This window comes from Tundrisphaera macrotermitis (assembly GCF_051175315.1).
Classification (GTDB): domain Bacteria; phylum Planctomycetota; class Planctomycetia; order Isosphaerales; family Isosphaeraceae; genus Tundrisphaera.
In genome coordinates this window covers 6153168-6179238 of record NZ_CP195100.1, presented here as the reverse complement: position 1 = coordinate 6179238, position 26071 = coordinate 6153168, and the positions used below count along the sequence as shown (strand labels likewise).

At 70.9% G+C, this 26071-nt stretch carries 16 protein-coding genes; 9 read left to right on the top strand and 7 right to left on the bottom strand.

Annotated elements, in window-relative coordinates:
• Window positions 1-64 precede the first annotated feature (64 nt).
• From TA3x_RS24925 to TA3x_RS24910, 4 genes are all read left to right on the top strand, one after another.
• The gene (locus tag TA3x_RS24925) at window positions 65-1129 is read left to right on the top strand and encodes a sugar transferase (RefSeq protein ID WP_435017379.1); all 1065 of its coding nucleotides are present in this window, start codon (window positions 65-67) and stop codon (window positions 1127-1129) included.
• Window positions 1087-2124 carry a glycosyltransferase family 2 protein gene (locus TA3x_RS24920; protein WP_435017378.1) on the top strand — a complete coding sequence of 346 codons (1038 nt, stop codon included), beginning with the start codon at window positions 1087-1089 and terminating at the stop codon, window positions 2122-2124. Before TA3x_RS24925 ends, TA3x_RS24920 begins: the two co-directional genes overlap by 43 nt.
• Before the next feature lie 3 nt (window positions 2125-2127).
• Window positions 2128-2964 carry a SirB1 family protein gene (locus TA3x_RS24915; RefSeq protein ID WP_435017377.1) on the top strand — a complete coding sequence of 279 codons (837 nt, stop codon included), beginning with the start codon at window positions 2128-2130 and terminating at the stop codon, window positions 2962-2964.
• 156 nt (window positions 2965-3120) lie between these two features.
• On the top strand, window positions 3121-5154 hold the full coding sequence (locus TA3x_RS24910) for a redoxin domain-containing protein (RefSeq protein ID WP_435017376.1): 2034 nt from the start codon (window positions 3121-3123) through the stop codon (window positions 5152-5154).
• Window positions 5155-5167: 13 nt separating this feature from the next.
• Here TA3x_RS24910 and TA3x_RS24905 read toward each other — a convergent pair whose 3' ends face one another.
• The 5 genes from TA3x_RS24905 to TA3x_RS24885 form a co-directional block, all read right to left on the bottom strand.
• Complete coding sequence (locus TA3x_RS24905) at window positions 5168-6817, bottom strand: formate--tetrahydrofolate ligase (protein WP_435017375.1); 1650 nt, start codon at window positions 6815-6817, stop codon at window positions 5168-5170.
• Between the two features lie 17 nt (window positions 6818-6834).
• Window positions 6835-8919, bottom strand: a complete 2085-nt coding sequence (locus tag TA3x_RS24900; protein WP_435017374.1) for a S9 family peptidase — start codon at window positions 8917-8919, stop codon at window positions 6835-6837.
• A gap of 34 nt (window positions 8920-8953) precedes the next feature.
• Complete coding sequence (locus tag TA3x_RS24895) at window positions 8954-10456, bottom strand: peptide MFS transporter (RefSeq protein WP_435017373.1); 1503 nt, start codon at window positions 10454-10456, stop codon at window positions 8954-8956.
• A 124-nt stretch (window positions 10457-10580) separates the two neighbouring features.
• Entirely contained in the window at window positions 10581-11840 is a 1260-nt protein-coding gene (locus TA3x_RS24890; protein WP_435017372.1) for an esterase/lipase family protein, read from the bottom strand.
• Between the two features lie 113 nt (window positions 11841-11953).
• Complete coding sequence (locus TA3x_RS24885) at window positions 11954-12775, bottom strand: hypothetical protein (RefSeq protein ID WP_435017371.1); 822 nt, start codon at window positions 12773-12775, stop codon at window positions 11954-11956.
• A 316-nt stretch (window positions 12776-13091) separates the two neighbouring features.
• Between TA3x_RS24885 and TA3x_RS24880 the strand changes: the two genes are divergently transcribed.
• The 5 genes from TA3x_RS24880 to TA3x_RS24860 all read left to right on the top strand — a co-directional run bounded on the left by TA3x_RS24880 (window position 13092) and on the right by TA3x_RS24860 (window position 19482).
• Window positions 13092-13565, top strand: coding sequence for a hypothetical protein (locus TA3x_RS24880; protein ID WP_435017370.1), 474 nt, complete (start codon window positions 13092-13094; stop codon window positions 13563-13565).
• A 217-nt stretch (window positions 13566-13782) separates the two neighbouring features.
• Window positions 13783-14715, top strand: a complete 933-nt coding sequence (locus TA3x_RS24875; protein ID WP_435017369.1) for a polysaccharide biosynthesis/export family protein — start codon at window positions 13783-13785, stop codon at window positions 14713-14715.
• Window positions 14716-14915: 200 nt separating this feature from the next.
• Complete coding sequence (sthA, locus tag TA3x_RS24870; protein WP_435017368.1) at window positions 14916-16343, top strand: Si-specific NAD(P)(+) transhydrogenase; 1428 nt, start codon at window positions 14916-14918, stop codon at window positions 16341-16343.
• Between the two features lie 179 nt (window positions 16344-16522).
• Window positions 16523-17944 carry a multiheme c-type cytochrome gene (locus TA3x_RS24865; RefSeq protein ID WP_435017367.1) on the top strand — a complete coding sequence of 474 codons (1422 nt, stop codon included), beginning with the start codon at window positions 16523-16525 and terminating at the stop codon, window positions 17942-17944.
• A gap of 11 nt (window positions 17945-17955) precedes the next feature.
• Window positions 17956-19482 carry a multiheme c-type cytochrome gene (locus TA3x_RS24860; protein ID WP_435017366.1) on the top strand — a complete coding sequence of 509 codons (1527 nt, stop codon included), beginning with the start codon at window positions 17956-17958 and terminating at the stop codon, window positions 19480-19482.
• 122 nt (window positions 19483-19604) lie between these two features.
• On the opposite strand, the gene TA3x_RS24855 is transcribed toward TA3x_RS24860, so the two are convergent.
• Both TA3x_RS24855 and TA3x_RS24850 read right to left on the bottom strand, forming a co-directional pair.
• Window positions 19605-23555, bottom strand: a complete 3951-nt coding sequence (locus TA3x_RS24855) for a hypothetical protein (protein ID WP_435017365.1) — start codon at window positions 23553-23555, stop codon at window positions 19605-19607.
• A 196-nt stretch (window positions 23556-23751) separates the two neighbouring features.
• The gene (locus tag TA3x_RS24850) at window positions 23752-26052 is read right to left on the bottom strand and encodes a multicopper oxidase domain-containing protein (RefSeq protein ID WP_435017364.1); all 2301 of its coding nucleotides are present in this window, start codon (window positions 26050-26052) and stop codon (window positions 23752-23754) included.
• Window positions 26053-26071: the final 19 nt, after the last annotated feature.

The following is a 26071-nucleotide window of genomic DNA, read 5'->3' as shown; positions in this document are numbered from 1 at the left end:
GGTGGATCTGGCCTCCGCGAGGCGGCCCGCCCCATTCGCGACACCGATGGATCGGTGGAGTTCGATGAACAATCTTCCAGGCGAGGCCCCGGCGACCCCCGACCATCCGGCGGGCGGTCGCCTCTTGATCGTCGGAGACCGCCGCGCGGGGCGGCGGGTCGCCCGATGCTTCTGCGAAGGCTCCTGGTCCGGCCATACGGTGGTCGGCTTCATCGACGCCGGCCACGACGGCTACGCCGGCCGAAAGGGGGGCCGGCAGCTGGCCGTCCACCCCCAGGCCGAGCCGGTGCGGGTCCTCGGCCAGGTCGACCGCCTGGCCGACTGGGTGGAGCGGGTCCGCGCCACCGACCTCGTCGTCGCCCTGTCCGGTCGCCCGGCCAGCCGGGTCCGCCCGGCGATCGACCGGATCGGCCGCCGCGACCTGCGCGTCCACTGGATCTCCGAGGTCCCCTCGGCCCGCCCCGGCGAGTCCCGCGCCCCGGCCTCGGTCCGCGAGCCCGGCTCCTGGCGGGTCGATCGGCTCGCCAAGCGGATGGTCGACGTGCTCGCCTCCGCCCTCGGCCTGGTGCTCCTCTCGCCCCTGTTCGCCCTGGCCTCGGCCCTGATCCTGCTGTCCACCGGCCGGCCGATCTTCTACACCCAGGAACGGGTCGGGCAGGGGGGCAAGACCTTCCGGATCATCAAGTTCCGGAGCATGCGGCTCGACGCCGAGGGGTCGACCGGCCCGATCTGGGCCTCCAACGGCGACGATCGCTGCACCCGCGTCGGCGCCTGGCTCCGCCGTACCAACATCGATGAGCTTCCGCAACTGGTCAACGTCCTCAAGGGGGAGATGAGCCTGGTCGGGCCCCGGCCCGAGCGGCCGATCTTCGTGGACCAGTTCACCGAGGCCATGCCCGACTACGACCTCCGCCACGCCGTCCCCGGCGGGATGACCGGCTGGGCCCAGGTCCACGGCTGGCGCGGCCGGACCTCGCTCCGCAAGCGGGTCCAGTACGACCTGAATTATATCCAGAACTGGTCGTTCTGGTTCGACTTCAAGGTCCTTTACATGACCGTCCAGCACGTCGCCTGCAAGAAGACGACTTGGCCCGCCCCGAAGAAGAAGCCCCGGAGGCCGGGACGTTGAGGCCGATCGCCTGCTCGGTGGTCATCCCGTCCTACAACGGCCGGGCGCTCCTGGCCACCTGCCTTGCCAGCATCGCCCGCCATCGCCCCGCCTCGATGGAGATCGAGGTCATCGTCGCCGATGACGCCTCCACCGACGGCACCGTCGCCTGGCTCGCTGACGCCCACCCGGACGTCCGCGTGGTTGCCCTCGAACGGAACGCCGGCTTCTGCGGGGCCGCCAACGCGGGGATCGACGCGGCCCGGGGCGAATACATCCAGCTATTGAACAACGACACCGAGGTCGCCGCCGGCTGGATCGAGGCCGGCTTGAGTCCGTTCGAAGACCCCCGGGTCGGCTCGGTCGCCCCGCTAGTCCTGGTCCGGTCGGACCCCTCCCGGGTCGACTCCGCCGGCGACCGCTACGCCCTGTTCGGCTGGCCGAGCAAGCGCGGGCATGGGCAGGACGCCTCGGCCTGGATGGCCCACCCCGCCGATCGGGTGTTCGGGGCCAGCGGATCGAGCGCCTTCTACCGGGCCGATGTCCTGCGGGCCGTCGGGGCCTTCGACGCCTCGTTCGGCTCTTATTATGAGGACGTGGACCTGGCCTTCCGCCTCCGCTGGGCGGGGTATGAGTGCGCCTACGCCCCGGATTGCCGGATCCTCCACGACGTGTCGGCCTCGTACGACCACGGCAGCCCGACCCTCCAGCGCCGGATGGCCCGCAACGCCGAGGTCCTGTTCTGGTCCAACCTGCCGGGCCCGTGGCTCCTGGCCGCGGCCGTCCCGCACGCGGCGTTCACCGCGTTGCAGGCGGGCTGGCGGCTGGCGCGGGGTCGGCATCGGGCCTTCTTCCGTGGTAAGCTCGATGCCCTGGCCCTGATGCCGGGGCTGGTGGGCCGCCGCCGCCTCCGGGCCGAGCTGGCGCGGGGCGCCGCTTACCGCCCCCGCTTCCCGCTCACGATCGCCTGCCTGGGCGATGCCCGGGGCCACCTCCGACGCCCCCGGCGAGCCTGAACCGTGCGCGACCCGTTCCCCGAGACCACCGAGTTCGGCCGCCTGATCCGGGGCGTCGAGCCGATCGACCTGGTCGGCGTCAGCCTCGAGATCGCCCGCGACGCCTATCCGGGCCTGGACGCCGGCGCGATCCTCGGGCAGATCGACGCCCTGGCCCGGCGGGTCCGCGAAAGGTGCGGGGACCGGGCCCGTCCCGAGCAGGTCATCGGCCAGATCAACTGGGTCCTGTTCATCGAGGAGGAGTTCCGGGGCAACGTCGAGGACTACCAGGACCCGAAGAACAGCTACATCAACGAGGTCCTGGCGCGCAAGCTCGGCATCCCGATCAGCCTGTCCGTGCTCTATGCCACCCTGGCCGGGCGGGTCGGGCTCCGGCTCTCCGGGGTCAACCTCCCGCTCCACTTCCTGCTGCGGATCGATGAGCCCGGCCCGGCCCGGTTCGTCGACCCGTTCCACCGGGGCGCGATCCTCGACCACCGGGGGTGCGAGTCGCTGCTCGCCCGGATCTCCGGCCGGGCCGTGACCCTGCATCCCGAGCACCTCGCCCCGTGCGCGGCGACGACCATCGTCGCCCGGATGCTCCGCAACCTGAAGGGGATCTATCTCCAGCAGGCCGACCCCGCCTCGACCCTGCCGGTGATCCGCCGCCTGGCCGCCCTCCAGCGGGACGATCCCGGGGAGCAGCGCGATTGGGGGATGGCCTGCCTCCAGGCCGACCGGCCCGGCGAGTCGATCGGGCCCCTGCAACGCTACCTGCAAGCGATGCCGGAGGCCGACGACGTCGAGGCGGTCCGCATCCTCCTCCGGGGTGCCCTCCGCGAGGTCGCCCTCAGGAACTGAACCGGCGGCGAAATTCCTCCGGGATTGATTCAAGGATCGCGCCTCCCCGGCCGATGAAGGCGATAGGAGTTGCTCGGAGTCGACCGGAGTTCGACCCGGGCCGCGCCGATCCCCAGGCCCCAGGCCGCAGGCCGCCCAGGAGGAGACGCCCAACTCATGATCTCGCCCCGATGTCTCAAGCCCCTGGGATTCCTCGCCGCGATCGCGCTGGCCGGCTGCTCGACCACTGGCCGGCATGGCCCCCTGGGCACGGGGGCCCGGTCGCGTTCGGTGGCGGTGATCGGCGATCGGCCGATGGCCCCGGCGGTCGGCGAACCCGGCTCCCGGGTGGCCAGCGACGCCGATGAGCCCGCGCTGACCGCCGCCCAGCCGGCGGCCCGGTCCCGGATCTCGGGGCGGGTGCTCGACGCCGACGGGGAGCCGGTGCCCGAGGCCACGGTCCGCCTGGCCGACGGCACGGCCAAGGCGGGACGGGACCTCCGCACCACCACCGACCGGTCGGGCGCCTTCACGCTGAGCGGCCTCCGCCCCGGGTCGATCTATACGCTGATCGCCGAGTCGGACGAGCCGGGCGGCCGGGGCCGGGGATCGGCCGAGGCCCGCTCCTCCGAGACCGGCGTCGAGATCACCCTCGCCGACGGCGACGGGGAGGCCGCGAGCCGGACCGTCAGGCCGGCGCGAGCCCGGTCGGTCTCGAATCGAGCCGAGGCGGACGAGGGTGCGGTCGGACGCCCGGGAGCCGGCGAGGACGCCGGGACGATGCCCGAGGACGCGGCCCCCGATGAGGATGTGGAGGCCACCGCCGAGACGCCTCGCCGCGCCGAGCCGGGGCAGGCTTCGGGCTGGCGGAAGGTCGGCGCGGCCACCCCGGCCGAGCCCGCTCCGCCCTCCGGCCCCCCCGAGGCCGGATCGGAAGGCCCGGCGATGGAGGCCCCCGATGAGGGGCCGAACCCGCTCCCCCCGGCGATCGACCGGGAAGGATCGGATCCCGAGCGGACCTCGTCCCGCCCGGATCGGCGGGGCCGCGCGGCCGCCCGTTCGGAGCCGACCGCGACCGCCGGCGGCCTGGCCCTGGCCGATGAGCCGGCCCCTCGTCGCCGATCCCGCCCGGCCCGCGAAGCGGCGGACGATCCGGCCCCGGTCGCCGAGGCCCCGGCCGCCGACGAAGGGCCGGTCCCGACCCTGGACGGGGCCCCGGCCGTCGCCGCATCCGGCCTCCCCGAGATGCCCCCGGTCGCCCCCGGGGGCGACCCTGCGCCATCCCCCATGAGTTTACCCGCGGCGGCCCCACCGCCCGGGCCCGATCCACTCGCCGCCGCCCCCGTCACCACCCCGGCCCCCGAGCCGGTTTTTGCGTCTGAACCCCCCGCTCCCCCGGCGCCGGCCGATTACAACCCGTTCGCCAACCCGTTCGTGACCCAGGCGTCGCAGGAGCCGCCCAAGGCCCGCCCGATCGGCGTCGCGGCCCGGCCCCGATCGACGTCGGCGCTCGGGATGGACGTGAAGCCGGGGCCGAGCAAGCTCGCCCGGAAGCCGCCGACCGCCCCCGCGGCGAAGCCCGCCCCGGCGAAGAAGATGACCTGGGGCGAACTCTCCAGCCAGGAGCCGGCCCCCGTCGTGGCCGAGGCCGCCGTGGCGACCGCGACCGCGTCGAAGAAGCCCGACCGGGCCCGGGGCGAGAAGGCGAAGACCGACGAATTCGCCTCGCTCTGCACCTTCGATGCTCGCCTGGGTAAGATCGTCGACTTCCGCCTGCCCGACCTCGAAGGCAACCCGGTCAGCCTCAAGGACCTGGACGCCGACCTGATCCTGCTCGACTTCTGGGGCACCTGGTGCAAGCCGTGCGTCGAGGCCGTGCCGCACCTGGTCGAACTCCAGAAGAAGTTCGGCCCCGGCAAGCTCGCCGTGGTCGGGATCGCCTGCGAGGAGGATGAGCCCAAACTGCGGAAGGCCAAGGTCGAGGAGATGTCGCGCCAGCTGGGCATCAACTACTCGGTCCTCCTCTCGGGGATGGACGGGCCGTGCCCGCTCCGCGACGCCCTCCACGTCCAGGCCCTGCCGACGATGGTGATCCTGGACCGGACCGGCAAGATCCAGTGGCGGGGCGAAGGGGCCACCGCCGCCACCCTCGCCCGCCTCGACCGCGTGATCGCCTCCCGCACCTCGGGCGGCGACACGGTCCGCCGTTGATCGACCCGCCGGATCAGGTCAGGCCGCGGATCTCGCCGGCCTCGTCGACGTCGATCCGCTCGCCGGCCGGGCGCTGGGGCAGGCCGGGCATGCGGACGATCTCGCCGGTCAGGGCGACCAGGAACCCGGCCCCCGCCGCGATCTCCAGGTCGCGCACCGTGACGGTGAACCCCCGGGGGCGGCCCCGCAGCTTGGGGTTGTCCGACAGCGAATCCTGGGTCTTGGCCATGCAGATCGGCAGCGCCCCGTGGCCGAGCTTGCGGGCCTTGCGGATCTTGGATTCGGCCGCCGGCAGGAACGTGACGCCGTCGGCCCCGTAGATCGCCGTGGCGATCCGCTCGATCTTCTTCTCGATCGAGGTTTCCAGGGCATAGAGCGGGCGGAGCGGCGCGGCCTCGGCATCGGCCGCGGCGACGACCTTGCGGGCCAGGTCGATCGCCCCGTCTCCCCCCCGGGCAAAGACGTCGGCCGTCGAACAACCGACGCCCTGCCGCTCGCAGAAGTCGTGGACGACCCGGAGTTCCTCGGGGCTGTCGGTGCCGAACTGGTTGATCGCCACCAGCGTCGGCTTGCCGAACTGCCGCGCCGCGTCGAGGTGGGCGGCCAGGTTCTCCAGCCCCCGCTCCACGGCCGACGGGTCGGGCAGGGTGAGCGAGTCGAGCGCCAGCCCGCCGTGCATCTTCAGGGCGCGGATCGTCGCGACGATCACCACGGCGGCGGGGTTGAGGCCCGCCGAGCGGCACTTGATGTCGAAGAACTTCTCGGCGCCGAGGTCGAAGGCGAACCCCGCCTCGGTCACGGCGTAGTCGCCGAAAGCGAGGGCCATCTTGGTGGCCAGCACCGAGTTGCAGCCGTGGGCGATGTTGGCGAACGGCCCGCCGTGCACGAAGGCCGGGGTCCCCTCCATCGACTGGACCAGGTTGGGCAGGAGGGCGTCCTTGAGGATCGCGCTCATGGCGCCGGTGACGCCCATCTCCGACGCCGTGACCGGACGGCCGTCGGCGGCGTAGCCGACCAGGATCCGGTCGAGCCGGGCCCGGAGGTCGGCCGGCGAGGTGGCCAGGCAGAGGATCGCCATCACCTCGCTGGCCGCCGTGATGTCGAAACCCGTCTCGCGCGGGACGCCCTGGCTCGGCCCGCCCAGGCCGATCACGATCCGCCGCAGGGCGCGATCATTCATGTCCAGCGCCCGCTTCCACAGGACCCGGCGCGGGTCCAGCGCGGTCTCGCCGAAGTGGAGCCGGTTGTCGATCGCCGCCGCCAGCAGGTTGTGGGCGGCGGTGATCGCGTGGAAGTCGCCGGTGAACTGGAGGTTGATCTGGTCGCTCGGCGTGAGCCGGCAGGCCCCGCCGCCGGTCGCCCCCCCCTTGCGGCCGAACACCGGCCCCATCGACGGCTGCCGGAGCGCCAGGACGGCCGCCTTGCCGATCTTGCGGAGCCCCTGGGCCAGCCCGATCGAGGTCGTGGTCTTCCCCTCGCCGGCCGGGGTCGGGGTGATGGCCGAGACCAGGATCAGCTTGCCGGGGGGCCGCCCGGCGTTCTCCAGGGCCTCCAGGCGGATCTTGGCCTTGTCGCGGCCGTAGGGCTCGACGTGGTCGGCGTGGATGCCGAGGCCGGAGGCGACCTCGGCGATCGGGGCAAGGGCGGCGGCGGGCGTGGACATGCGGGTGCGACCTCGGCTCACTTCTTCAGATATTGGGCCATCCAGGCGTGGACCTCGCGCCACCAGACGATCCGGTTGGCGGGCTTCAGGATCCAGTGGCCCTCGTCGGGGAAATAGACCAGGCGGCTGGGGACGCCCCGCCGTTGCAGGGTGGTGAACATGCCGAAGCCCTGGGCTTCCGGCACGCGGAAGTCGAGGGCCCCATGGATCACCAGGGTCGGCGTCTTGAAGCCCTCGGCGAAGTTGCTCGGCGACTGGTCGTGATACCGCTTGGGCTGCTCCCACGGGGTGCCGCCGAACTCCCACTCCGCAAACCATAGCTCCTCGGTCGTCCCGTACATGCTGGGCAGATCGAACACCCCGGCGTGGCTGACCAATGCCTTGAATCGGTCGCTGTGGCCGGCGATCCAGTTGGCCATGAAGCCGCCGTAGGAGCCGCCCGCCGCCGCGACGTTCGACCCGTCCAGGTAAGGATAGGTCTTCAGGGCGTGGTCGAGCCCGGCCATCAGGTCGGTGTAGACCCGGCCGGTCCAGTCCTGGCTGATCTGGTCGGTGAACCGCTGGCCGTAGCCGGTCGACCCCCGTGGGTTGATCGCCACCACGGCGTAGCCCGGCGCGGCGAACATCTGGTAATTCCAGCGCCCGTGCCATTCGTCGTGCCAGGCCCCCTGCGGGCCTCCGTGGATCAGGAACGCGACCGGGTACTTCTTGGATGGGTCGAACCCGGGAGGCTTGAGGACCCAGCCGCTGACCGCGTCGTCGTCGGCCCCCTTGAAGTCGAACCGCTCGACGTGGTGGACGTCGAGGTCGGCGACCAGGGGCGCGTTGTGCTTCGTCAACGGCTCCATCGCCGAGCCGTCGGGGTTGGCCCGGGCGATCTCGGCCGGGGCGTCGCTGGCCGCATGGGCGAAGACGATCGCGTCGGAGCCCGGCACGGCCTGCGCCGAGGTGTTGGTGCCGCCGCCGATCGCTTCCGGCCGGATCGCGGACAGGAGGTGGCCATCCTCGTCGGAGAGGACGCCGATCCGCCGCACGACCAGGCTCCCGGCGTCGTCGAAGACCGCCACCAGATCCCGGCTCACCCCCTCGAACGGCTTCGTGACCTGGTGCGTGGCGCCCCAGGCGAACGACGCGACCGAGCGATCGAGCGGCGCGGTCACGTCGGAGGTCGATCCGTCGTCGCGGTCGCGGACCATCAGGGCCCACCGGTCGGCCTCGAACCCGGCGCGGGCCTGGCTGAGATAGGCCAGGTACTCGCCGTCGGGCGAGTAGGCGGGCTGTGCGTCGGCCCCGGGGTTGTCCTCGGAGAGGTTGACCGGCGTGTTGCCCGAGGTCGAGACGATCCAGATGTCGGTGTTGGTCGACAGGGCCGGGTCGACGGCCGGCTCGGCGGTGAAGGCCAGTTCATTGCCGAGCGGGGAGAACGCGTAGTCGCTCGACCCGCCGAACGGGGCGGGCGGGGTGTTGCGGTCGAACTTGGGCGTCAGGTCCCTGGCCTCGCCGGTGGCGAGGTCGGCGACGAACAGGTGGGACCGCTTGCCGTCGTCCCACTCGGTCCAGTGGCGGATCATGAGGCGGTCGTAGATCTTGACCTGGGACTTCTCCTTGGCCTTCCGCTCGTCGATCTCGGCGGTCTCGGCCGGGCTCTTTCCCGGGTAGACCCGCGCCGCGAAGGCGATCTTGTCCCCCTTGGGGGAGACGATCGGGCCGTCGATGTCGATCGGCAGCTTGGTCACCTGCCGGGCCTCGCCGCCGTCGATGGGCAACTGCCAGGCCTGCATCGACCCACCCCGCGCGGAGGTGAAGACGATCGACCGGCCGTCCGTGCTCCAGCGCGGGTGGTTGTCCGGGCCGGGCGAGGTGGTCAGGCGACGGGGCTCGCCGCCGGCGGTCGGGACGATCCAGAGGTCGCTGTTGGACTTCTGGGTCGCCTTGTCCAGTTCCGAGACGACGTAGACGACGTGCTTGCCGTCGGGCGAGACCTGGGGGTCGGACACCCCCTTGACCGCCAGCAGGTCGTCGACCGTCATCGCCCGTTTCGCGGCCATCGCGGGCGAGGCCGCGGCGAGGGCCAGCAGGAAGGTGCCGAGGGTCCGTCTCATGGTGCGCTGTTCCTTGGTGGGGCGGCCCGGCCGATCAGAGCCGGCCGTGCGACATCCGCTTCAAGGGTCCGGTGAAGGCCAGCAAGAGCACGCCGGTGCCGATCGAGGTGGCGATCAGGAAGGCCCAGAGGTTGATGTGCCGGGCTTCCAAAAAGGCTTCCAGGATCCCGGCCAGGTAGTTCGCCACGGCGGTGCAGAGGAACCAGACCGCCATCAGCAGGGACGCCGCCTTCGCCGGGGCGAGCTTGTTGACCAGCGACAGCCCGATCGGCGACAGGCAGATCTCCCCCACGGTGAAGAAGAAGTAGGTGAAGACCAGCCAGAACGGCCCGACCTTCACCCCGGTCGCCGCGATCGAACTCGCCCGGTACATGACCACGCAGCCGATCCCGAGCAGGATCAGGCCGATCCCCATCTTGGCCGTCGAGGTCAGCTTGTACCGCGAGGAGTCCATCCGGGACCAGAGCACCGAGAACAGGGGCGCCAGCGTGAAGATGAAGAAGGGGTTGATCGACTGGAAGTACGAGGCGGCGATCGGCCTGCCGAAGACGACCCGATCCGTGTTCTCTTCGGCGAACAGGTTGAGCGTCCCGCCGGCCTGCTCGAAGGCCATCCAGAAGACCACCGACGACAGGGCGACCAGCAGGATCACCAGGACCCTTTGCCAGTCCTGCCCCGCCTCGGTCCCCGCCTCCTCGCTGGCCTTGAACCCGACCAGGACCAGCCCGATCGCGTAGCCGACCAGGATCACCGGGACCAGGATCTTGACGAAGCCCTGGATGCCGGGCCAGTTGCCGCCGTTACCGGGCCAGGCCCTGCCGAACCCGTAGGCGAAGGCGGCGCAGCCCAGCGAGATCAGGATCACATGCCCCCAATCGGCGACGGTGAGGCCGGTGCCGCCCTGCTCCTCGCGTCCCGGCGGATAGCCCCCCGCCAACAGCCGTTGGAAGGAGAGGAACGAGATGAGGCCGAAGACCATCCCCACCCCCGCCGCCCCGAAGCCAGAGTGCCAGCCGAACGATTCGTTCAGCCTCCCGCAGACCAGGGGCGAGAAGAAGGCCCCCAGGTTGATGCCCATGTAGAAGATCGTGTAGGCAGCATCGCGGCGGGCATCCCCCTTGGTGTAGAGGTGGCCGACCATGGTCGTGATGTTCGGCTTGAAGAAGCCGTTGCCCAGGATCAGCAGGCTCAGGGCCAGGTAGAGCTGGCTCTCGAACGCCATCGCGAAGTGGCCCAGGGCCATCACGATGCCGCCGATCAGGATCGCCTTGCGCTGGCCGAGGAACTTGTCCGCCAGGTAGCCGCCCAGCAGGGGGGTGAAGTAGACCAGCCCCGTATAGGTGGCGTACAGTTCCAGGGCGCTGGCTCGGGCCTGGCCCAGGTGCTTGGTCAGGTAGAGGACCAGCAGGGCCCGCATCCCGTAGTAGCTGAACCGCTCCCACATCTCGGCGCCGAACAGGACGTACAGGCCGGGCGGGTGCCCTTTCTCGTCGGCGGGCGATCCGGGCCGGGATTCCGAGATGTCGGCGGTGGCCATGGGGCGTGACCTCGTGATCGAATCGAAGGGCGATCGGCCTGCGATGACGGGCGAGAACCGGGGAGAGGTCGATCCGAGCCGCCGAGCGAACAGATTACCGGAACCACCGCCATCCCCCAAGACCCTAGCGTCCCAGGTCCTCGGCCAGCCAGCGGAGGATGTCGGGCATCGTCATCACCGGCCCCGGGTCGGGGAACAGCAGCGGGGCGCGGATCAATTCGAGGTGGTTGGCGTGCATGACCCGGTGGTCGGCCACCCCGGGCAGCCGGGTGCTGGCCACCGACACGCAGCCGTCGCCCCGCCCGTCGGTGATCGCCTCGAGCGCCCCCGACGTGCCCGCCAGGGCCATCCGGCCGATCCCGCCCAGCAGCCCGCCGCCCGAGGCCCGCGCGTCGATCTGCCGTCGGGCCGAGGCCGACAGGTAGCCCACGTCGCCCGCCACGATGTGGTAGCGGATCCCGCCCCGGCGCGGCCGGCGGTTGAGCCGACCGAGGTACGCCGAGCCGGGCATCATGTCGTCGGCCGCCGCCCCCAGGCCGTCGCCCAGCACCGCCAGCGGGTCGGTCGGCCGCGACCCCTGCACCGACCGGAGCCCCTGGGTCATCTGCAACAGGGTCTGCCCCTGGGCCAGGGCCGAGCCGTGGTTGGGCGGGGCGATCAGGATCAGCGAGGCGACGTCGCCCTCATAGGCGTCCCCCTCGACGTAGGAGCGGGCCAGCAAGGAGCCCATCGAGTGGGCGACGATCCCCCAGGGCCGTCGGTCCCCCCGCTCGCGCCGGAAGGCGGCCCAGTCGCGGGCGAACGCCTCGGAGGTCTCGTCGAGGTCGCGGTTGTACGGGAAGTCGTAGTTGACGATCCCGTAGCCGGCGTCCTCCAGGGGCTTGAAGAAGTGGGCGAACACGCCCGACGTCGAGTTCAGCCCGTGGATCAGGCAGACGGTCGGCCGGGCGGGGTCGTCGGGCCGGTACGACGGCCGGGGGTGCATCCCGTACTTCGATCGTCGCTGCGCCTCGCGGTCGGCGCGGTCCGAAAGGTCGCGGAGCCTCCGGGCCCAGTCGTCCCGGCTCGCGGCGGCGCCTCCGGTCCGGAGCGTGAAGACGACCGCGTCGGGCCGGACCTCGATGCCGGCATCGGGGCCGAGGGTTTCCGCCAGCAGGGTCCGGGCGAGCGGGGCGGCGAGGCCGGCCACGGGCAGGCGAAGCGGCGTCGGAGGCCGGTCGAGGGGGACGCCCAGCGCCGAGGCCAGGCGGGTCACGACCTCGGCCACGTCGATCTCCGAGGCCCGGTCGAACTCGACCCGGACCGAGATCGGGGCCCGATCGGGGGGAGTTTGCGGCCCCCCCGCGCCGATCAGGGCGAGCCATCCCAGAACCGCCCACGCCATGACCGCCCGCCTCCCGAGGACGAAGATCGACCCCGGCGCGGCCGATGGGGGCCGGGTCGGGGTCGATCGGATCTCACGGGACATCGTGGCCGTCGGGCGCGGGCGGCGTCAACTCAACGGCGGCGGCGGTTGCCGATGTTGAACAGGCCGCCCAGCACGCTCTTGCGGGCGGGGGCCTTGGCCGGGGCGGCGCCGACCATCGGCTCGGCGTCGATCACGGCCGGGCCGGTCGCCACGGCGCGGGGGGCGGGCAGGGGGCCGAGGTTCGCCTGGATCGGCGCCTCGTCCATCCCGTCCGGCGAGGAGGCCAGGGTCGCCTCATCCAGGGGCGGGAGGGCCATCGAACCCGGCAGGACGCTGCCGGTCGTCGGGCTGGGCAGGCTGGGCATCTCCAGCAGGCCGGTGGGCGACGGGATCGGGGCCGGGGTGGCCTCCGGGGCCGGGGCCGGGGCCGGTGCGTTCGGGTTCCGCAACGGTGCGGCCGGCGGCGTATCCAGGGGATCGATCGCGCCCGGCTTGTTGTCCAGCTCGAACGGGTTCCGGCTCTGGCTCGGCATCGCCGGGAGCTTGGGATCGTCGGGCAGGTCGCCCGGCATCCCGGGGTCTTCGGGCTCGGGTGAGTCGGGGCCCGGCCCCAGCCCGGTCGGCTTGTCGCGGGGCTGCTGGCGGAACGACTCGGCGGCGTTCGGCAGCTCGGGGTTGGGGCAGGGGCAGGCCCAGCCGGCCGGGAATCGGTTCCAGCAGGTCGGGTAGTACCCGAAGTAGTCGCGGCGGACGTGGGCGTTGAACGGCGGCTCCTGCACGCACGCCGGACGCTCGCGTTTGATGTGCTGATTCGGGAACAGCTGGGCGTTGCCGATCGAGGGCAGGGCCGCGATCAGCCCGATCGCCAGGAGAGCCGGCGATCCGGGGATCCTCCGTGTGGCTTGCATCATCCTTGGCCTCATCCATCAGGTGGCTGGAATCTCCGCTGCGATCCGGCCGGGGGCCGGGTCGTCGCGGCGGTCGGGGCGTTCATCGAAAACGATCGGGTGATGGGACGCGCCGCTCGATCGAAATTGTGAAGCCAGGAAAAATGGAAAACCTGGGCGATTCCTCGGTCCGTGGCGCTTCCGAGGTGTTTGACCCGTGTACCATCCCGATCGCGGCGATCTGCCGGGATTGGCTGCGGTCTTCGGCCGGTCGCGGCCGATAAGTCCTGGTCGGGATGTGCCAGGTCAGGATCATGGCGCGAGGCGGGAGGTCGCACGGATGACGAAGAACCGACATCGGGGATGGGCGGCGGTCGCGCTGGCGTGCGGGCTGGCCGCCCCGGCCGTCGCGGCCGGCCAGGTGACGCCGATGCCGGCGTCGAGGACCGGGGCCGCCCCGCCCGCGGCGCCGCCGGCGATGCTCTCCAATCCGATGATGAGCCCGGCCTTCAACCCCTACCTGAACCCGATGGCCGGCCCGGCGCAGGACCCGGCCATGGCCCGCGACGCGGCCTTCCTCTACCTGCTGTCGCGGCAGGCCCAGGGGGGGATCGGCTCGGGCCTGATGGCGAACAACCCCGGGGCCGGCCGGCGCGCGGCCACCACCAACCGGGCCCCGACCCAGATCGCCCCGGCGGCGATGGTCCCGGGCTCGGGGGCGTCGCGCTACTTCAATTCGGGGCAAGGGGCCGCCAATCACATGAACGATTTCTACGGGCGGCGCGAGCGGATCGCCCCGCCGGCCCGCCGATGAGCCGGCGAATCCGACGTTTTGACTCCAGAAGGCCGTCGGATCGGCCGATGGATTGACTGACGAATCGACCCGTCGCCGATGGGTCGAGGGTTCAGGCCGCGGTCAGGGGCCGTTACCCCTGAAACCGCGACGACGCAATACTCGTTCGCGGGATCAGGGCCGGAAATCAACCCCCGGCCGTTCGAGCCGGCAATGGCTTGCCGGGCAGGAGTGAGGCATGGATCGCTCGTCGTTCGACCGCCGATGGATTGGCAGCCTGGCCTTGCTGGCCGCCCTGATGGCGACCGGCTGCCAGACCGTGAAGACGCCGGAGGAGCAGATTGCCAAGAGCAACATCCCCCGCGAGCTGGACAAGGTCTCGATGCCCGACTACGTCGTCGAGCCGCCCGACATCCTGATCGTCGAGGTGCTGGAGGCCCTGCCGGGCCGGCCGATCACCGGCGAGCGGCTGGTGCGGCCCGACGGCAAGATCTCGCTCGGGTTCTACGGCGACGTCTACGTCGCCGGCCTGACCCTCGACGAGATCAAGGAGAAGATCATCCTCCACCTCCGCAAGGACCTCACCGACGAGGTCCTCGGGCTCGTCCGGCTCAACAACGAGACCGGCCAGACCGAGGAGGTCGAGCCGGCCAAGACCAGCCGGGTGTTCGTGGACATCGGCTCGTACAACAGCAAGGTCTACTACGTCCAGGGGGACGTCGGTTCGCCGGGCCGCCTGCCGATCACCGGCAACGAGACCGTCCTGGACGCGATCCAGTATGCCGGCGGGCTGATCCCCACGGCGTCGGTCCCCAACATCCGCCTGGTCCGCCCCGCCCCGCCGGGGGCCTGCTGCGAGCAGACCCTGCCGATCAACATCACCGCGATCGTCAACGCGGGCGACACGACCACCAACTACCAGCTCATGCCCGGCGACCGCATCGTGGTCTACCGCGATCCGATCGTCCGGACGACCCTGTTCATCGACCGCCTGGCGGCCCCGTTCAACAGCGTGCTGAACACGATCTTCCAGTACGGCATCACCGCCCGGACCGTGAAGACGATCAACGCCCCGCTGTTCCCGACCAACAACACCGGGACCGGGACGGGCACCAACAACGGCGGGACCACCCCGGTGACGAACCTGAACATCGGCTCGGGCGCCCGCTGAGCCTCGCCGCGACCCGCCGACCAACCACCCGACCGGGAGCCCTCGCCATCGAGGCTCCCGGTCGTCGTTTCGTGGGTGACCTATGGTGCGGATAGGCCGGGCAGGCGGGTTTCTCCGTCGGCCGCTTGACTGGCAGGGCCGGGCGGATGTAGCGTCGACGTCAATTTACGCTCAATGAACTCCTCAGGATGACTGCCCGTATGGAACCGAAGTCGTACGACCTGGTCATCATCGGCTCCGGTCCGGCCGGCGAGAAAGGTGCCACGCAGGCCGCTTATTTCGGCAAGAGCGTCGCCCTGATCGAGAAGGAACCGTACCTGGGCGGCGCCTCGGCCAACACCGGCACGCTCCCTTCCAAGACGCTGCGCGAGACCGCCCTGTTCCTGTCCGGTTTCCGCAATCGCGCCCTGTACGGGCTGTCGTTCGAGATGAAGCAGCAGGTCAACGTCCGGGACTTCATGGCCCGCGAACGTTACATCTGCGACACCGAGCGGGCGCGCATCCAGGCCAACCTGAAGCGGCACCGGGTCCGGGTCTACTCCGGCAAGGCCAGCTTCGTCGACCCGCACACCCTGGCGATCAAGCCATCGGGCAGCCCGGAGATCCAGATCCGGGGCGAGAAGATCCTGATCGCCACCGGATCCTCGCCGTTCCGGCCGCCGATCTTCCCGTTCCACGACCCCCGCGTTCTCGACTCCGACACGATCCTGACCCTGCGCGACATGCCGGCGACGATGCTGGTCTGCGGCGGCGGCGTGATCGGATGCGAATACGCCAGCATGTTCGCGGCCCTGGGCGTGAAGGTCACGGTGATCGAGCGCCGCGACCGCCTGGTCGGTTTCCTCGACCACGAGATCTCCGATGCCCTCCGGCGCGGCATGGAGGGGCTGGGCATCACCATGCTCATGTCCGACGCCGTGGTCTCGGTCCGCAACGAAGATAGCATCGAGCTGCACCTGAAGTCGGGCGCGGTGGTCACCGGGGATTACGTCCTGGTCTCGTCGGGCCGGAACAGCAACACCCACGAGCTCGGCCTCGAAAAGGTGGGCATCACCCTGGGCGAGCGCGGCCTCCTGCCGGTCAACGAGCAGTACCAGACGGCGGTCCCGCACATCTACGGGGCGGGCGACGTGATCGGCGTGCCGGCCCTGGCGTCGACCTCGATGGAGCAGGCGCGGGTGGCGATGGTCAACGCCTTCGACCTCAAGTACAAGAAGGGGGTCGCCCAGCTCCTCCCCTACGGCATCTACACGATCCCGGAATGCTCGATGGCCGGGGCCACCGAGGAGGCCCTGGTCGAGCAGAAGGTCCCGTACATCGTCGGCAGGGCGAGCTACACCGCCAACGCCCGCGGCCAGATCATCGGCGACAGCGACGGCTTCCTCAAGCTCCTGTTCCGCGCCGAGGACATGAAGCTGCTGGGCGTCCACGTGATCGGCGAGCAGGCGACCGAGCTGGTCCACGTCGGCCTGACCGCGCTGATGCTCAACGCCACGGCCGACCTGTTCATCAACTCGTGCTACAACTACCCCACGCTCTCCGACCTCTACAAGTACGCCACCTACGACGCCCTCGGGCGGAGGAACGCCACGCTCGGGCCGGTCAAGGAAGTCGGCGCCAACGTCTGAATCGGACGGCCTCCGGGCACCCGGCCCGATCAGGGCGCGGCATTTGTCAACCCGAAAAGGCATGTTAGACTCATGCATGAGCCCCGGGGGCGACCCCGGGTCCGCGTCCCTCGGCGGGGCGGACCCCGCCGCCGCCGGGATCGCGTCCAACCCCGGTCCCTTCCCGTGGGTCAGTCGTCATGGGTGTGAAGATCTCCCGCACGGGCCTGATGCTCGCGGCGGCGTCGCTGATCCTCGGGTCGGCCACGCCCGGCCGGTCCGACCTCCCCCCGGATCGCCCCGTCTGGGTCGGGACCGGCTCCTGCGCCGCGCTGGCCTGCCACGGGCAACGCAGCGACCCGGCCCGGGCCGGCGGCGCGGAATACGCCTACTGGGCCAGCTACGACCCCCACAACAAGGCGTTCTCGGTCCTGTTCGACGACCGATCCCGCCAGATCGAGGCGAACTACCGCCGGCTGGTCGACGTCGACAACGCCCGCGCGTTCGCCGACGACCTCTGCCTCCGGTGCCACGTCCACCAGGGCTACGATTCCCGCGACCCCTCCGCCCACGCGCCGGGCTTCGCCTCGGACGACGGCGCGGGGTGCGAGAGCTGCCACGGCCCGGCCGGCAAGTGGCTCGCCCCGCACACCGAGGCCGGCTGGCGGTCGCTCTCCGTCGCCCAGAAGGAGGCCGATTTCGGCTTCCGGACGACCAAGGACCTCCTGGTCCGCGCCCGGATCTGCGCCGAGTGCCACGTCGGCGACGGCTCGGCCGAGGTCAATCACGACCTGATCGCGGCCGGCCATCCCCGGCTGAACTTCGACTATGCCGGGCAGCTGGCCAAGTTGCCCAAGCACTGGCGGGTCGGCGACGACAAGGCCCGCCACCCGGACTACGAGGCGAAGGCCTGGGCCCTGGGCCGGCTGGCCGGGGCCCGCGCGGCGCTGGACCTCCTGGAAAGCCGGGCCCGCCGGGCCGCCCCCGATGACTCGCGGGCGCCGTGGCCCGAGTTCTCCGAGTACGGGTGCTTCTCGTGCCACCAGGGGCTCGACCGGACCGGCGGCCGGTCGACGGTGAAATCCCCCGGCCTGATCCCCGGCAGCCTCCCCTGGGGCAGCTGGACCCTGGCCTCGGCCCCGATCCCCGGCCCGTCGCCCGGCCGCCTCGCCATCGGCGAGCCGGAGTCGCCGCTCGGGCTGCTCCGGGGCGTGATGGTCGAGGCCGATCCCGATCCCGCGACCGTCGCCCGGCGGGCCCGGGCCGCGGCCGACGAGCTGGGCCGTCGGGCCGAACTCCTGAACCGGAGCCCGCTCTCGCTCGCCGAGATCCGCGCCAGCCTGGCCGACGTGATCGCCGAGGCGCCGACCTCGCTCCGGTCGGACTGGGACACCGCCGCCCAGAGCTACCTGGCGATCGTGGCCCTGCGTGCCTCGTTGATGGAGTTCGACGCGCGCTATGCCGACCCGCGCATCCGCTCGGGGCTGGCCGGCATGTACCAGGAACTGAACCTCCCGGCCCGCGATGGCGGAGCCCTGTTCGACAGCCCGGTCGCCTTCGACCCGGCGCGGATCCAGGGCGACCTCATCAACGTCCGCGACGCGCTGCCCCCTCATCCGTAAGGACCCTCGTCATGATCGCGCTGTCGTGGTGGAAGCGGGGCGGCCTGCTGGCCGGGATGGGACTGGCGATCGGCGCCCTCGCGACGCCCGGGCCCCGGTCGGGGCTCACGGCCGACCCCCAGGCCCCGCCCGTCCCCAACCTGTACACCGGGTCGCAGTCCTGCGTGGTCTGCCACAACGTCCCGCCCGACTCGAAGCAGACCCCCTTCGACAAGGCCCGCACGTTCATCCGGCTCAACGAGTTCGACACCTGGCGGAACCACGACAAGCACTCGCTGGCCTATGAGAACCTGACCGGGCCCCGGGGCCGGGGCATGGCCGAGAAGCTCAAGGTGGACGTGACCAAGGCCGAGGCCGGCTGCCTCGGCTGCCACTCCGCCGGCGCGGCCGAGCTGCAGAATCGGGTCGTCGGCAACCTGTTCAACCGCGACGAGGGGGTGAGCTGCGAGAACTGCCACGGCCCGGCGTCGAACTGGGGCGGTACCACCCACGCCCTCGGCACGCTCCGGCTGAAGACCCCCGCCGAGCGGGCCCAGCTGGGCCTGAACGACCTGCGAACCTCCGAGCACCTGGCCGAGCAGTGCCTGTCGTGCCACATCGGCAGCGTGAAGGAGGAGAAGGTCGTCACCCACGCGATGTACGCGGCCGGCCATCCGCCGCTGCCCAGCGTGGAGGTGGCCCTGTTCTCGGACAAGATGCCCCGCCACTGGAATCTCGACGACGAGCGGACCGACCCCACGGTCCGCAAGGAACTCGGCACCAAGGACGGCCAGCGCGACCGGACCAAGCTGGCCATCGTGGGGGCCGCCGTCGCCCTGCGGACCACCATGAACCTGATCGCCGACGAGGCCCACGCCTCCGACGGCTTCAAGGCCCCCGGCCAGACCTGGCCCGACTACGCCCGCTTCGACTGCTATGCCTGCCACCACGCCCTGAAGCGGGAAAGCTGGCGGCAGGAGCGCGGCTACGAAGGGACGCCTGGCCGCCCCGTGCTCAACGAGTGGCCCCTGGCCATGGTCGAACTCGGCATCCAGCGGCTCATGCTCGACGACCCGGCCGCCAAGGAGTTGCTCGCCGGCCTGGAGATGAATCACAAGGCGATGCTCGCGCCGACCGATGCCCGCCCGTTCGGCCGGCGCGGCCCGGTGGAAGCCGCCGCCCGCTCGTTCTCGTCGTGGACCAGCCTGCTGATCGACCGGCTCTCGGCCGCCTCGTACGACAAGGCGGTGACCCGCAAGCTCCTCCATCAGCTCGTCGAGTCGTCGATCCAGACCGCGCCGGACTTCGACGCGGCCCGCCACGTCGGCTGGGGCATCGAGGTGCTGATCAAGGACCTGGACGGCGACCTGCCCCGCAAGGCCGAGGTCGAGGCGATCCTCAAGGACCTCCGCACCCAGCTCGACCTCGACCTGCCCACCGGCCGCGAGCAGTCGATCGAGGAGTACCTTTCCCGGGCGCTCAACCGGGCCGCCGAGTACGACCCCAACCCGTTCCGCGAACGCCTCATGGCGCTGCTCCCGCTGCTGCCGCCGGGCTGATCGGGCCGCGAGGGTGTCGGGAAGAATGACGAAGGGGCCGACCACCAGACCGGTGGTCGGCCCCTTTTCGTTGGGCGGTCGCGGCGATCCGCCGGGGGGATCGCGCCCCCCGGACCGGCCGGTCAGTCGCGGCGGATCGGCCGGGGCGGGCCGTAGACCGAGTCGCTGGGGTCGTCGCTGACCCACCAGGGGACGGCGGAGCCCGGGCGGAGGTAGAGCTTCCGCTGTTCCTGGAGGTTGAACGGCCGGGCCCCGACCCGCCCGAAGACGGACAGCTGGTTGCCGCTCTCGTCCACGGCGCGGTCTCGGTCGAGCCCCTTGGAGATGGCCAGGGCCTCGCCCCCCTTGGGGATCGGGAACGTGGCGATCAGCTCGGGGGTCGGCCGGGGGCTGAACCCGTCGTTGCCCGGGGTCTCCGGCGAGGTCAGCTGGACGATCCGCATCCCGTTGTGGCCGTCGGCCAGGTAGGCGAACTCGCTCACGTAGGTGATGCCCAGCTTCACGTCGTGGAGGTCGTTGATGCACCCCCCGGCGTTGTAGACCTGGTCGACCCGGGGGAAGTCGGGCCGCTCGATGTCCAGGATGACCAGCCCCTGCTTGCCGGCCGCGACGTAGGCATAGGTCCGGGCCAGGTAGATGTTGTGGGCATCTTCCAGGTGGAGCGTGCTGACCGGCCGCGGGTGGGCCGGATCCGTCACGTCGAGGACCTTGATCCCTTCCTCATCGCACACGTAGCCGTAGCGGAACTGGGCCTGGAACGCCCGGGGCTTGTGGAGAAACTCGCCGCCGATCACCGCGGTGATGCTGGGCTTCTTGGGGTCGTCCAGCGAGACGACCACCAGCCCGGCGTCGCAGGTGATGTAGGCATAGGTCCCGAAGATCGTGATCGCGTTGGCCCCGCAGAGGATCCCCCCCGGGTTGAACGTGACCTCGCGCTCCAGGAAGTTGTTGAGCGGGTTGCCGTCGATGATCGTCGCGGCCGGGACCGTGATCAGCCCCTCGAACTTGTCGGCCACGTAGAGGTAGCCGTACATCGCGTGGACCGAGCCCTCGCGGTTCTCCGGCTTGTGGGTCCGGGTCGGGTCGGGGGCCAGGGTCGTGGGCGACGCGATCGCCGCGGCGTACTTGGTCTCGACGTAGAACCGCTGGCCCAGCGGGGACACCGGCGCGGTGGTGATTCGCTCCGAGAACCCCTTGTGGTCGATGAAGGCGATGTCGAAGACCCGCAGGCCCCCCTCGCCGCACGCGGCGTAGAGGTACTCGCCCCGCATCTGGACGCCCAGGACGTCCGCTTTCGCCCGAGGCCTGAGAAGGGACGTCCCCACATCCTTGCCGACGTGCTCGTGGAAGTCCTTGAGGACCTTCCCGTGCTCCTCGTGCTTCGCGTAGTTCTCCGGGTAGACCCGCTTGTGCATGGAACTGCCGATCACGGTCTGGGGCTCGTCGCGCTCCGTGGCGACGACGGCCACCAGCCCTTCCTCGCCCGCCGCGACCCAGGCATAGCGGCCGATGTGGTTGAGGTAGTTGGTCCCCTGCATCATCAGCTGGGCCATGATGGCGTTGTTGTCGTTCTCCTTGCTGATGTGGCAGTCGGTGCACTGCTTGGTCTCGTTCCGCCCCGGCAGGTAGGCGGCCGGGTTGACGGCGCGGCCGGTGCGGGGGTCGGTGGTCGGCCCGCCCCGGACGGTGTGCGGCACGTTGGTGCTGAAGGCGATGCCGGACATCCCCTCGGCCGAGACCGTCTGCTGCTGGACGTAGATCGACTCGCGGTTGGCGTTGTACGACCCGACGTGGATGGCGCACGACGACCGGGCCGGGTTGACCCGGTTGCGGGTCACGTCGCCGTCGCGGGCGAGCATGAACACGTCATCGCGCAGCGTCTGGAAGTTGTAATGGACGTAGTTGCGCGACACATCCCCCTGGTTGTGCAGCTCCGGCATCTTGATGTTGGCCTTCTGCGGCAGGTGGCAGCCGTAGCAGCTGGGGTTCCAGGAGGAGTGGCAGGCGATGCAGCTCATGTTGTCGTCGGCGTGGGCGCAGGCGGTCTCCTGCGGCTTGCCGTCCGGGCCGAGCGGGATGTCGCCCCAGGCCATCCGGCCGTTCTCGTCGAACCGGACCGTCTTGGCCAGGCGGGACTTCTCGTTGTAGTGCTTGCTGCCCGGGATCAGGGTGTCGACCGTCTGGACGACCTCCCAGGAGACGTTGGGCTCGACCATCGAGTTCTGGATCAGGGCATTGCCGCGCTTCTCGAACCGTTTCTTGCCGAACGGGGTGCGGAGCGCGGCGAGGTTCAGCCCGCCCTCGGGGGAGGCGTTGCCGGTGGTCCGCAGGGTGGGCCTTTTGCTGGCCGTGCCGTGGCAGTCGATGCACTGGATCTCGATGGCGTTGCGGACCTCGCCGTAGAGCTTGCCGTTGCCGTGTGCGCTGATCTGGAAGTGGCAGTCCACGCAGTGCATCCCCTTTTCCAGGTGGATGTCCATCAGGTGCAGCGGCGTGCCGGCGCGGCCGTCCTTGCCGACGACCTTCTCCTGGTCGGTGGGCGGCTTCAGCGAGTCCATCAGCTGCTGCGGGCCGACGTCGGGGACCACCTCGCCGGCGGAGTCCAGCAGGTTCCCCTTGCGGTCCTTCTTGAACACGCTGCGATAGACCCAGCCGTGGCCGTGGAAGTCGGCGAACTGGGTGTGCTTGAGCTGCGGGTTCAGGTCGGAGACGTTCGCCAGGAACCGGGGGTCGGACCAGTTGCCCCGGGCCGAGGTCTCGTCTGGATTGTTCATCGCGGCCTGCACGAGCTGCTCGGCCGTGAGGTCCTTCTGATGCTTGGGGTACATCAGCTCGCTGTCGGTCTCGTTGTCCCACCACATGAAGCCGAGGTAGCTGTTCATGACCGTCGTGCCGGGGTGGATGTGGCAGACGATGCACTGGCTGGTGGGGGGCGACGTGACGAACTTGTGCTCGATGGGGTGGCCCGGCTCATCCTTGGGGATCATCGGGTCCGGGTTGCAGCTCAGCCCCATGTTGCCGTACTTGGCATAGGGCCCCGAGTGCACCGGCGAGCGGTCGTTGGCGTAGACGACGTGGCACGCGGTGCAGCCGCTCGACCGATAATCTCCCGGGTGGTCGTTGGTCCCCATGAAGTTGAGCGTCGGATCGAGCAGGCGCGTCTTCTGGAGGCCGATCAGCACCGGGTCGGTCCGGTTCTGGGTGCCGAGGCCGCGGTCGGACAGCCGGATCTCCGGGCGGCCCGGCGGGTTGAACGGGTTGGGGATGCCGACCTCGGCCCGCCCCTTGCCGCCGCGTTCGAAGATGCGGAGGATGTTGCCCGGCTGGCTCACCTCGAACCGGGGCAGGGGGTCGAGGTAGGGGATGACCCCCTTGACCTTCATCTCATATTCGGTGGGCGGGGGGTTGGTCAGCAGCCTCTGGGGCGTCCCGTTCATGCTGTAGCTCTCGCCGAAGCGGGCATTCTTGAGCGGGAACGAGCCGTTGTTGTAGAGAGCCGCCTCCCAGAGCATCGCCCCGTGGGTCATCATGCTCTTGCGGTTGTTGTCCACCTCGTTGGGGTGGCACCCGGAGGTCCCGCAGCTGATGTGGGCCACGCGGAGGTCCCCCGGGTTGACGAACCGGGTGAACTCGGGCGACTCGTGGTTCAGCAGGGTGTAGGACCGGACCGGGTTGGCGGAGCTGACCCACGCGTCCGGGAACCGGGGCTGGACGTGGGCGATCTCCTTGACCCGCACGTTGGCGTTGCCGCCGTGGCAGTCCGTGCAGCCCAGCTTCACGGTCTCCTTGCCGTGCGGGTCGTGCGTGTTCTGGTGGCAGGTCATGCAGCCGTTGCTCTTGTCGAACGCCGCCTGCGGATCCTGCCTGGAGAGGTCGAGGCCGAGGTACTCGGGCGGCAGCGGGAACGGCTCGGGCGCGGCGGCCGGGCGGCCGATGAATCGCGGCGGGCCCTGGGCGACGGCGGCCCGCCCCGCCCCCAGGATCGCCAGGAGGGCCAGGCAGGCGAGGCCCGGGACGACGCGGTGGGATCCACGCGCCCGATTTCGGTCGATGTTTCGATGATGCCGCGTCATGGGCCCGTCATCCTCCTGATAACCGACGGGCCCCGGGGGTCCGGCCCATCTTCCCGCCATCCTCGGCGCAAGCGTCGGGAGTTAAGCACGATGGGTACGGGCCGTCAAGTGCGAATGGAATCGGTGCATCGGCCCTCCCCCGGCCCGTCTTTCGGCGCGACGATCGGGCCGGGGGGCGGGCGGATCCCCGCCGGGATCAGCGGATCGTGACGTTCGCCCGGGGCAGGAGGTTATCGAACTCCTTGAGCAGGGCATCGATGTCGGCCCAGGGCCGGGTCGAGACGTCCTGCCACACCACCCGTCGCGAGGCATCCAGGAGGAAGATGCCGTGGAGCGGCGAGCCCGCGGCGAAGCAGCCGAACGCGCGGAAGGCCCGGCCGTCCGGGTCCGCGGCCAGCGGGAAGTCGAACTTCGCCTCGCGGGCCGAGGCGACGAGATCCTCCTTCGTGTCCGAGCTGATGGCGACCAGGTCGACCCCGCGGGCCCGGAACCACTCCTTGCGGGCCGACAGGGCGACGAGCTGCTCGTTGCACCGGACGCAGCCGAAGCCCTCGAAGAAGACCATGAGCGTCGGCCGGTCGCCGGGCCGGTCGGACGTCAGGCGGGTGCCGTCGGCCGCGGCGAGGTCCCACCGGGGGGCGGGGTAGGGCTCGGGGACCCGGGGCCGCGCCGCCACCGCGCCCTGGGCGGGCGGGCGGATCTCGACCAGGTCCATCATGCCCAGGTCCTCGTGCTGGAGGAGGTGGCAATGCTGGACGAACAGGCCGGCGAAGTCCTTCAGCTCCATGCGGATGGTCACCTCCTCCCCGGGGGCCAGGGCGATGGTGTCGCGCCAGTAGGATTGGCCCGGGGGGATGTCGCCACCGGGCGAGCCGGTGGTCTTGATGATCTCGAACGGGTTGACGTGGATGTGGAAGACGTGGAGGAACCCTTCCGCCGTCAGCGTCCGCTCGACGATGTCGCCGAGCCGATACACCTGATTTGACTGCGAGGTGTTGCCGTCATACGACTTGCCGTTGATGACCAGGGGGTTGCCCCCCGTCGCGCCGTAGACGATCCGCTTGACCGTCTCGGGCGTCTCCACCTCGGTCGGGTCGCCCAGGGAGGGCGGGAGGAACGGCGCCAGCTGCTCGTCGCGGGGCAGGGGCATCGGGTCCGGCTCCCCCTCGACGATGATCCGGGCGAGGTAGCGGCGGGGCTTGGCATCGCCCAGGACCGTCCGGCCCGCCTCGACCTCGGCGTCGGCCAGCAGGTACTCGGCCCCCGCCGCGTCGGGCGCCCGGAACAGCACGTCGGAGCGGTAGCCCGGATACATGTCGATCCTGGGCATCGGGATCATGCGGCCGAGCGGCACGCCGTCGCGGGCGATCTCGTTGAGCGGGGGCGCCTCCGGCGCGGCCGGGCCCCCTTTGGCCTTCTCGAGCTGGAGCCGGATCGTCTCGCGGGTCCCGGCGTGGACGAACCGCCAACGCTCCAGCGACCCGGGCCGGACCCGCAGCACCGGCAGGCGGATGCCGTTGATGGTGGTGAATCGCCCGAGCTGCGGCCACGCCCTCGGCGCCAGGACGGCGTCGGCCTGCTCGACCTCGATGATCCCCTCGGGCAGGTCGTTGAAGGAATGGATCACCTGCCCTTGCTGGTCCCTGATCGTGGTGTTGTAGGCATAGGGGATCTGCTGGAGCATGAAGACCCGATCCCGGCGCTGGTCGCCGGCCCGGATCGCGGCGATCTCCGGGATCGCGTCCATCCCGCCGTCGATGATCAGCGCCCCCGACATCCCGCTGCCCACCTGGACCGCGGTCGAGCCGTGCCGGTGGGCGTGGTACCAGAACGTGCCGGCGACGTGGTCGTCCGGGATCTTGATCTCGTAGTCCTGGGTCGACTGCGGGTTGACCTCCAGCAGGACGTTGTCGCTGATCCCGTTGGGCGAGACGTGCAGCCCGTGCGTGTGCAGGTTGGTCGTGTTGAGCTTGTGGATCGTGTTGAAGTCGCCGGCGTGGTGGACCTCCGGCTCCAGGTCGTTGACGAGCTTGATGCGGAGGATGTCCCCCGGCCGGGCCCGGAGCGTCGGGCCGACCAGCCGGCCGTTGTACGACCGGAGGAAGACCGGGTCGTCGCCGATCCGGCCGTGGGTCTTCATGGCCACCAGCGTGACCTTCAACTGGCCGTCGGCGGACCGGATCTCCTCGGGATTCTGGAACGAGATCGAGCTGGACTCGGCCAGGTCGCGGCGCTGGGGGGCGGGCAGCCCTCCGCCCGGCGCGGCCACTTCCGCGACGACCGGCTCCCCGGCGGCCCGCCGGGCCGCCTGCTCGCGGAACGCCCGCCGGAGCTGCTGGTGATCCTCCTTGATCTTCTCCGAGGCGCCGTGCGGCCTCGGCCCCGGCTTCGGCGTGGTCGCCGTCGGGATCTCCTGGGACTTCGCCGGGCCGGGCGGCGAGACGCACGCGGCCAGCGCCAACGCGGCAGCGATCGCGGGGGGGGATCTGCGGGGCATGGGGGGGCTCCGGGGCTCG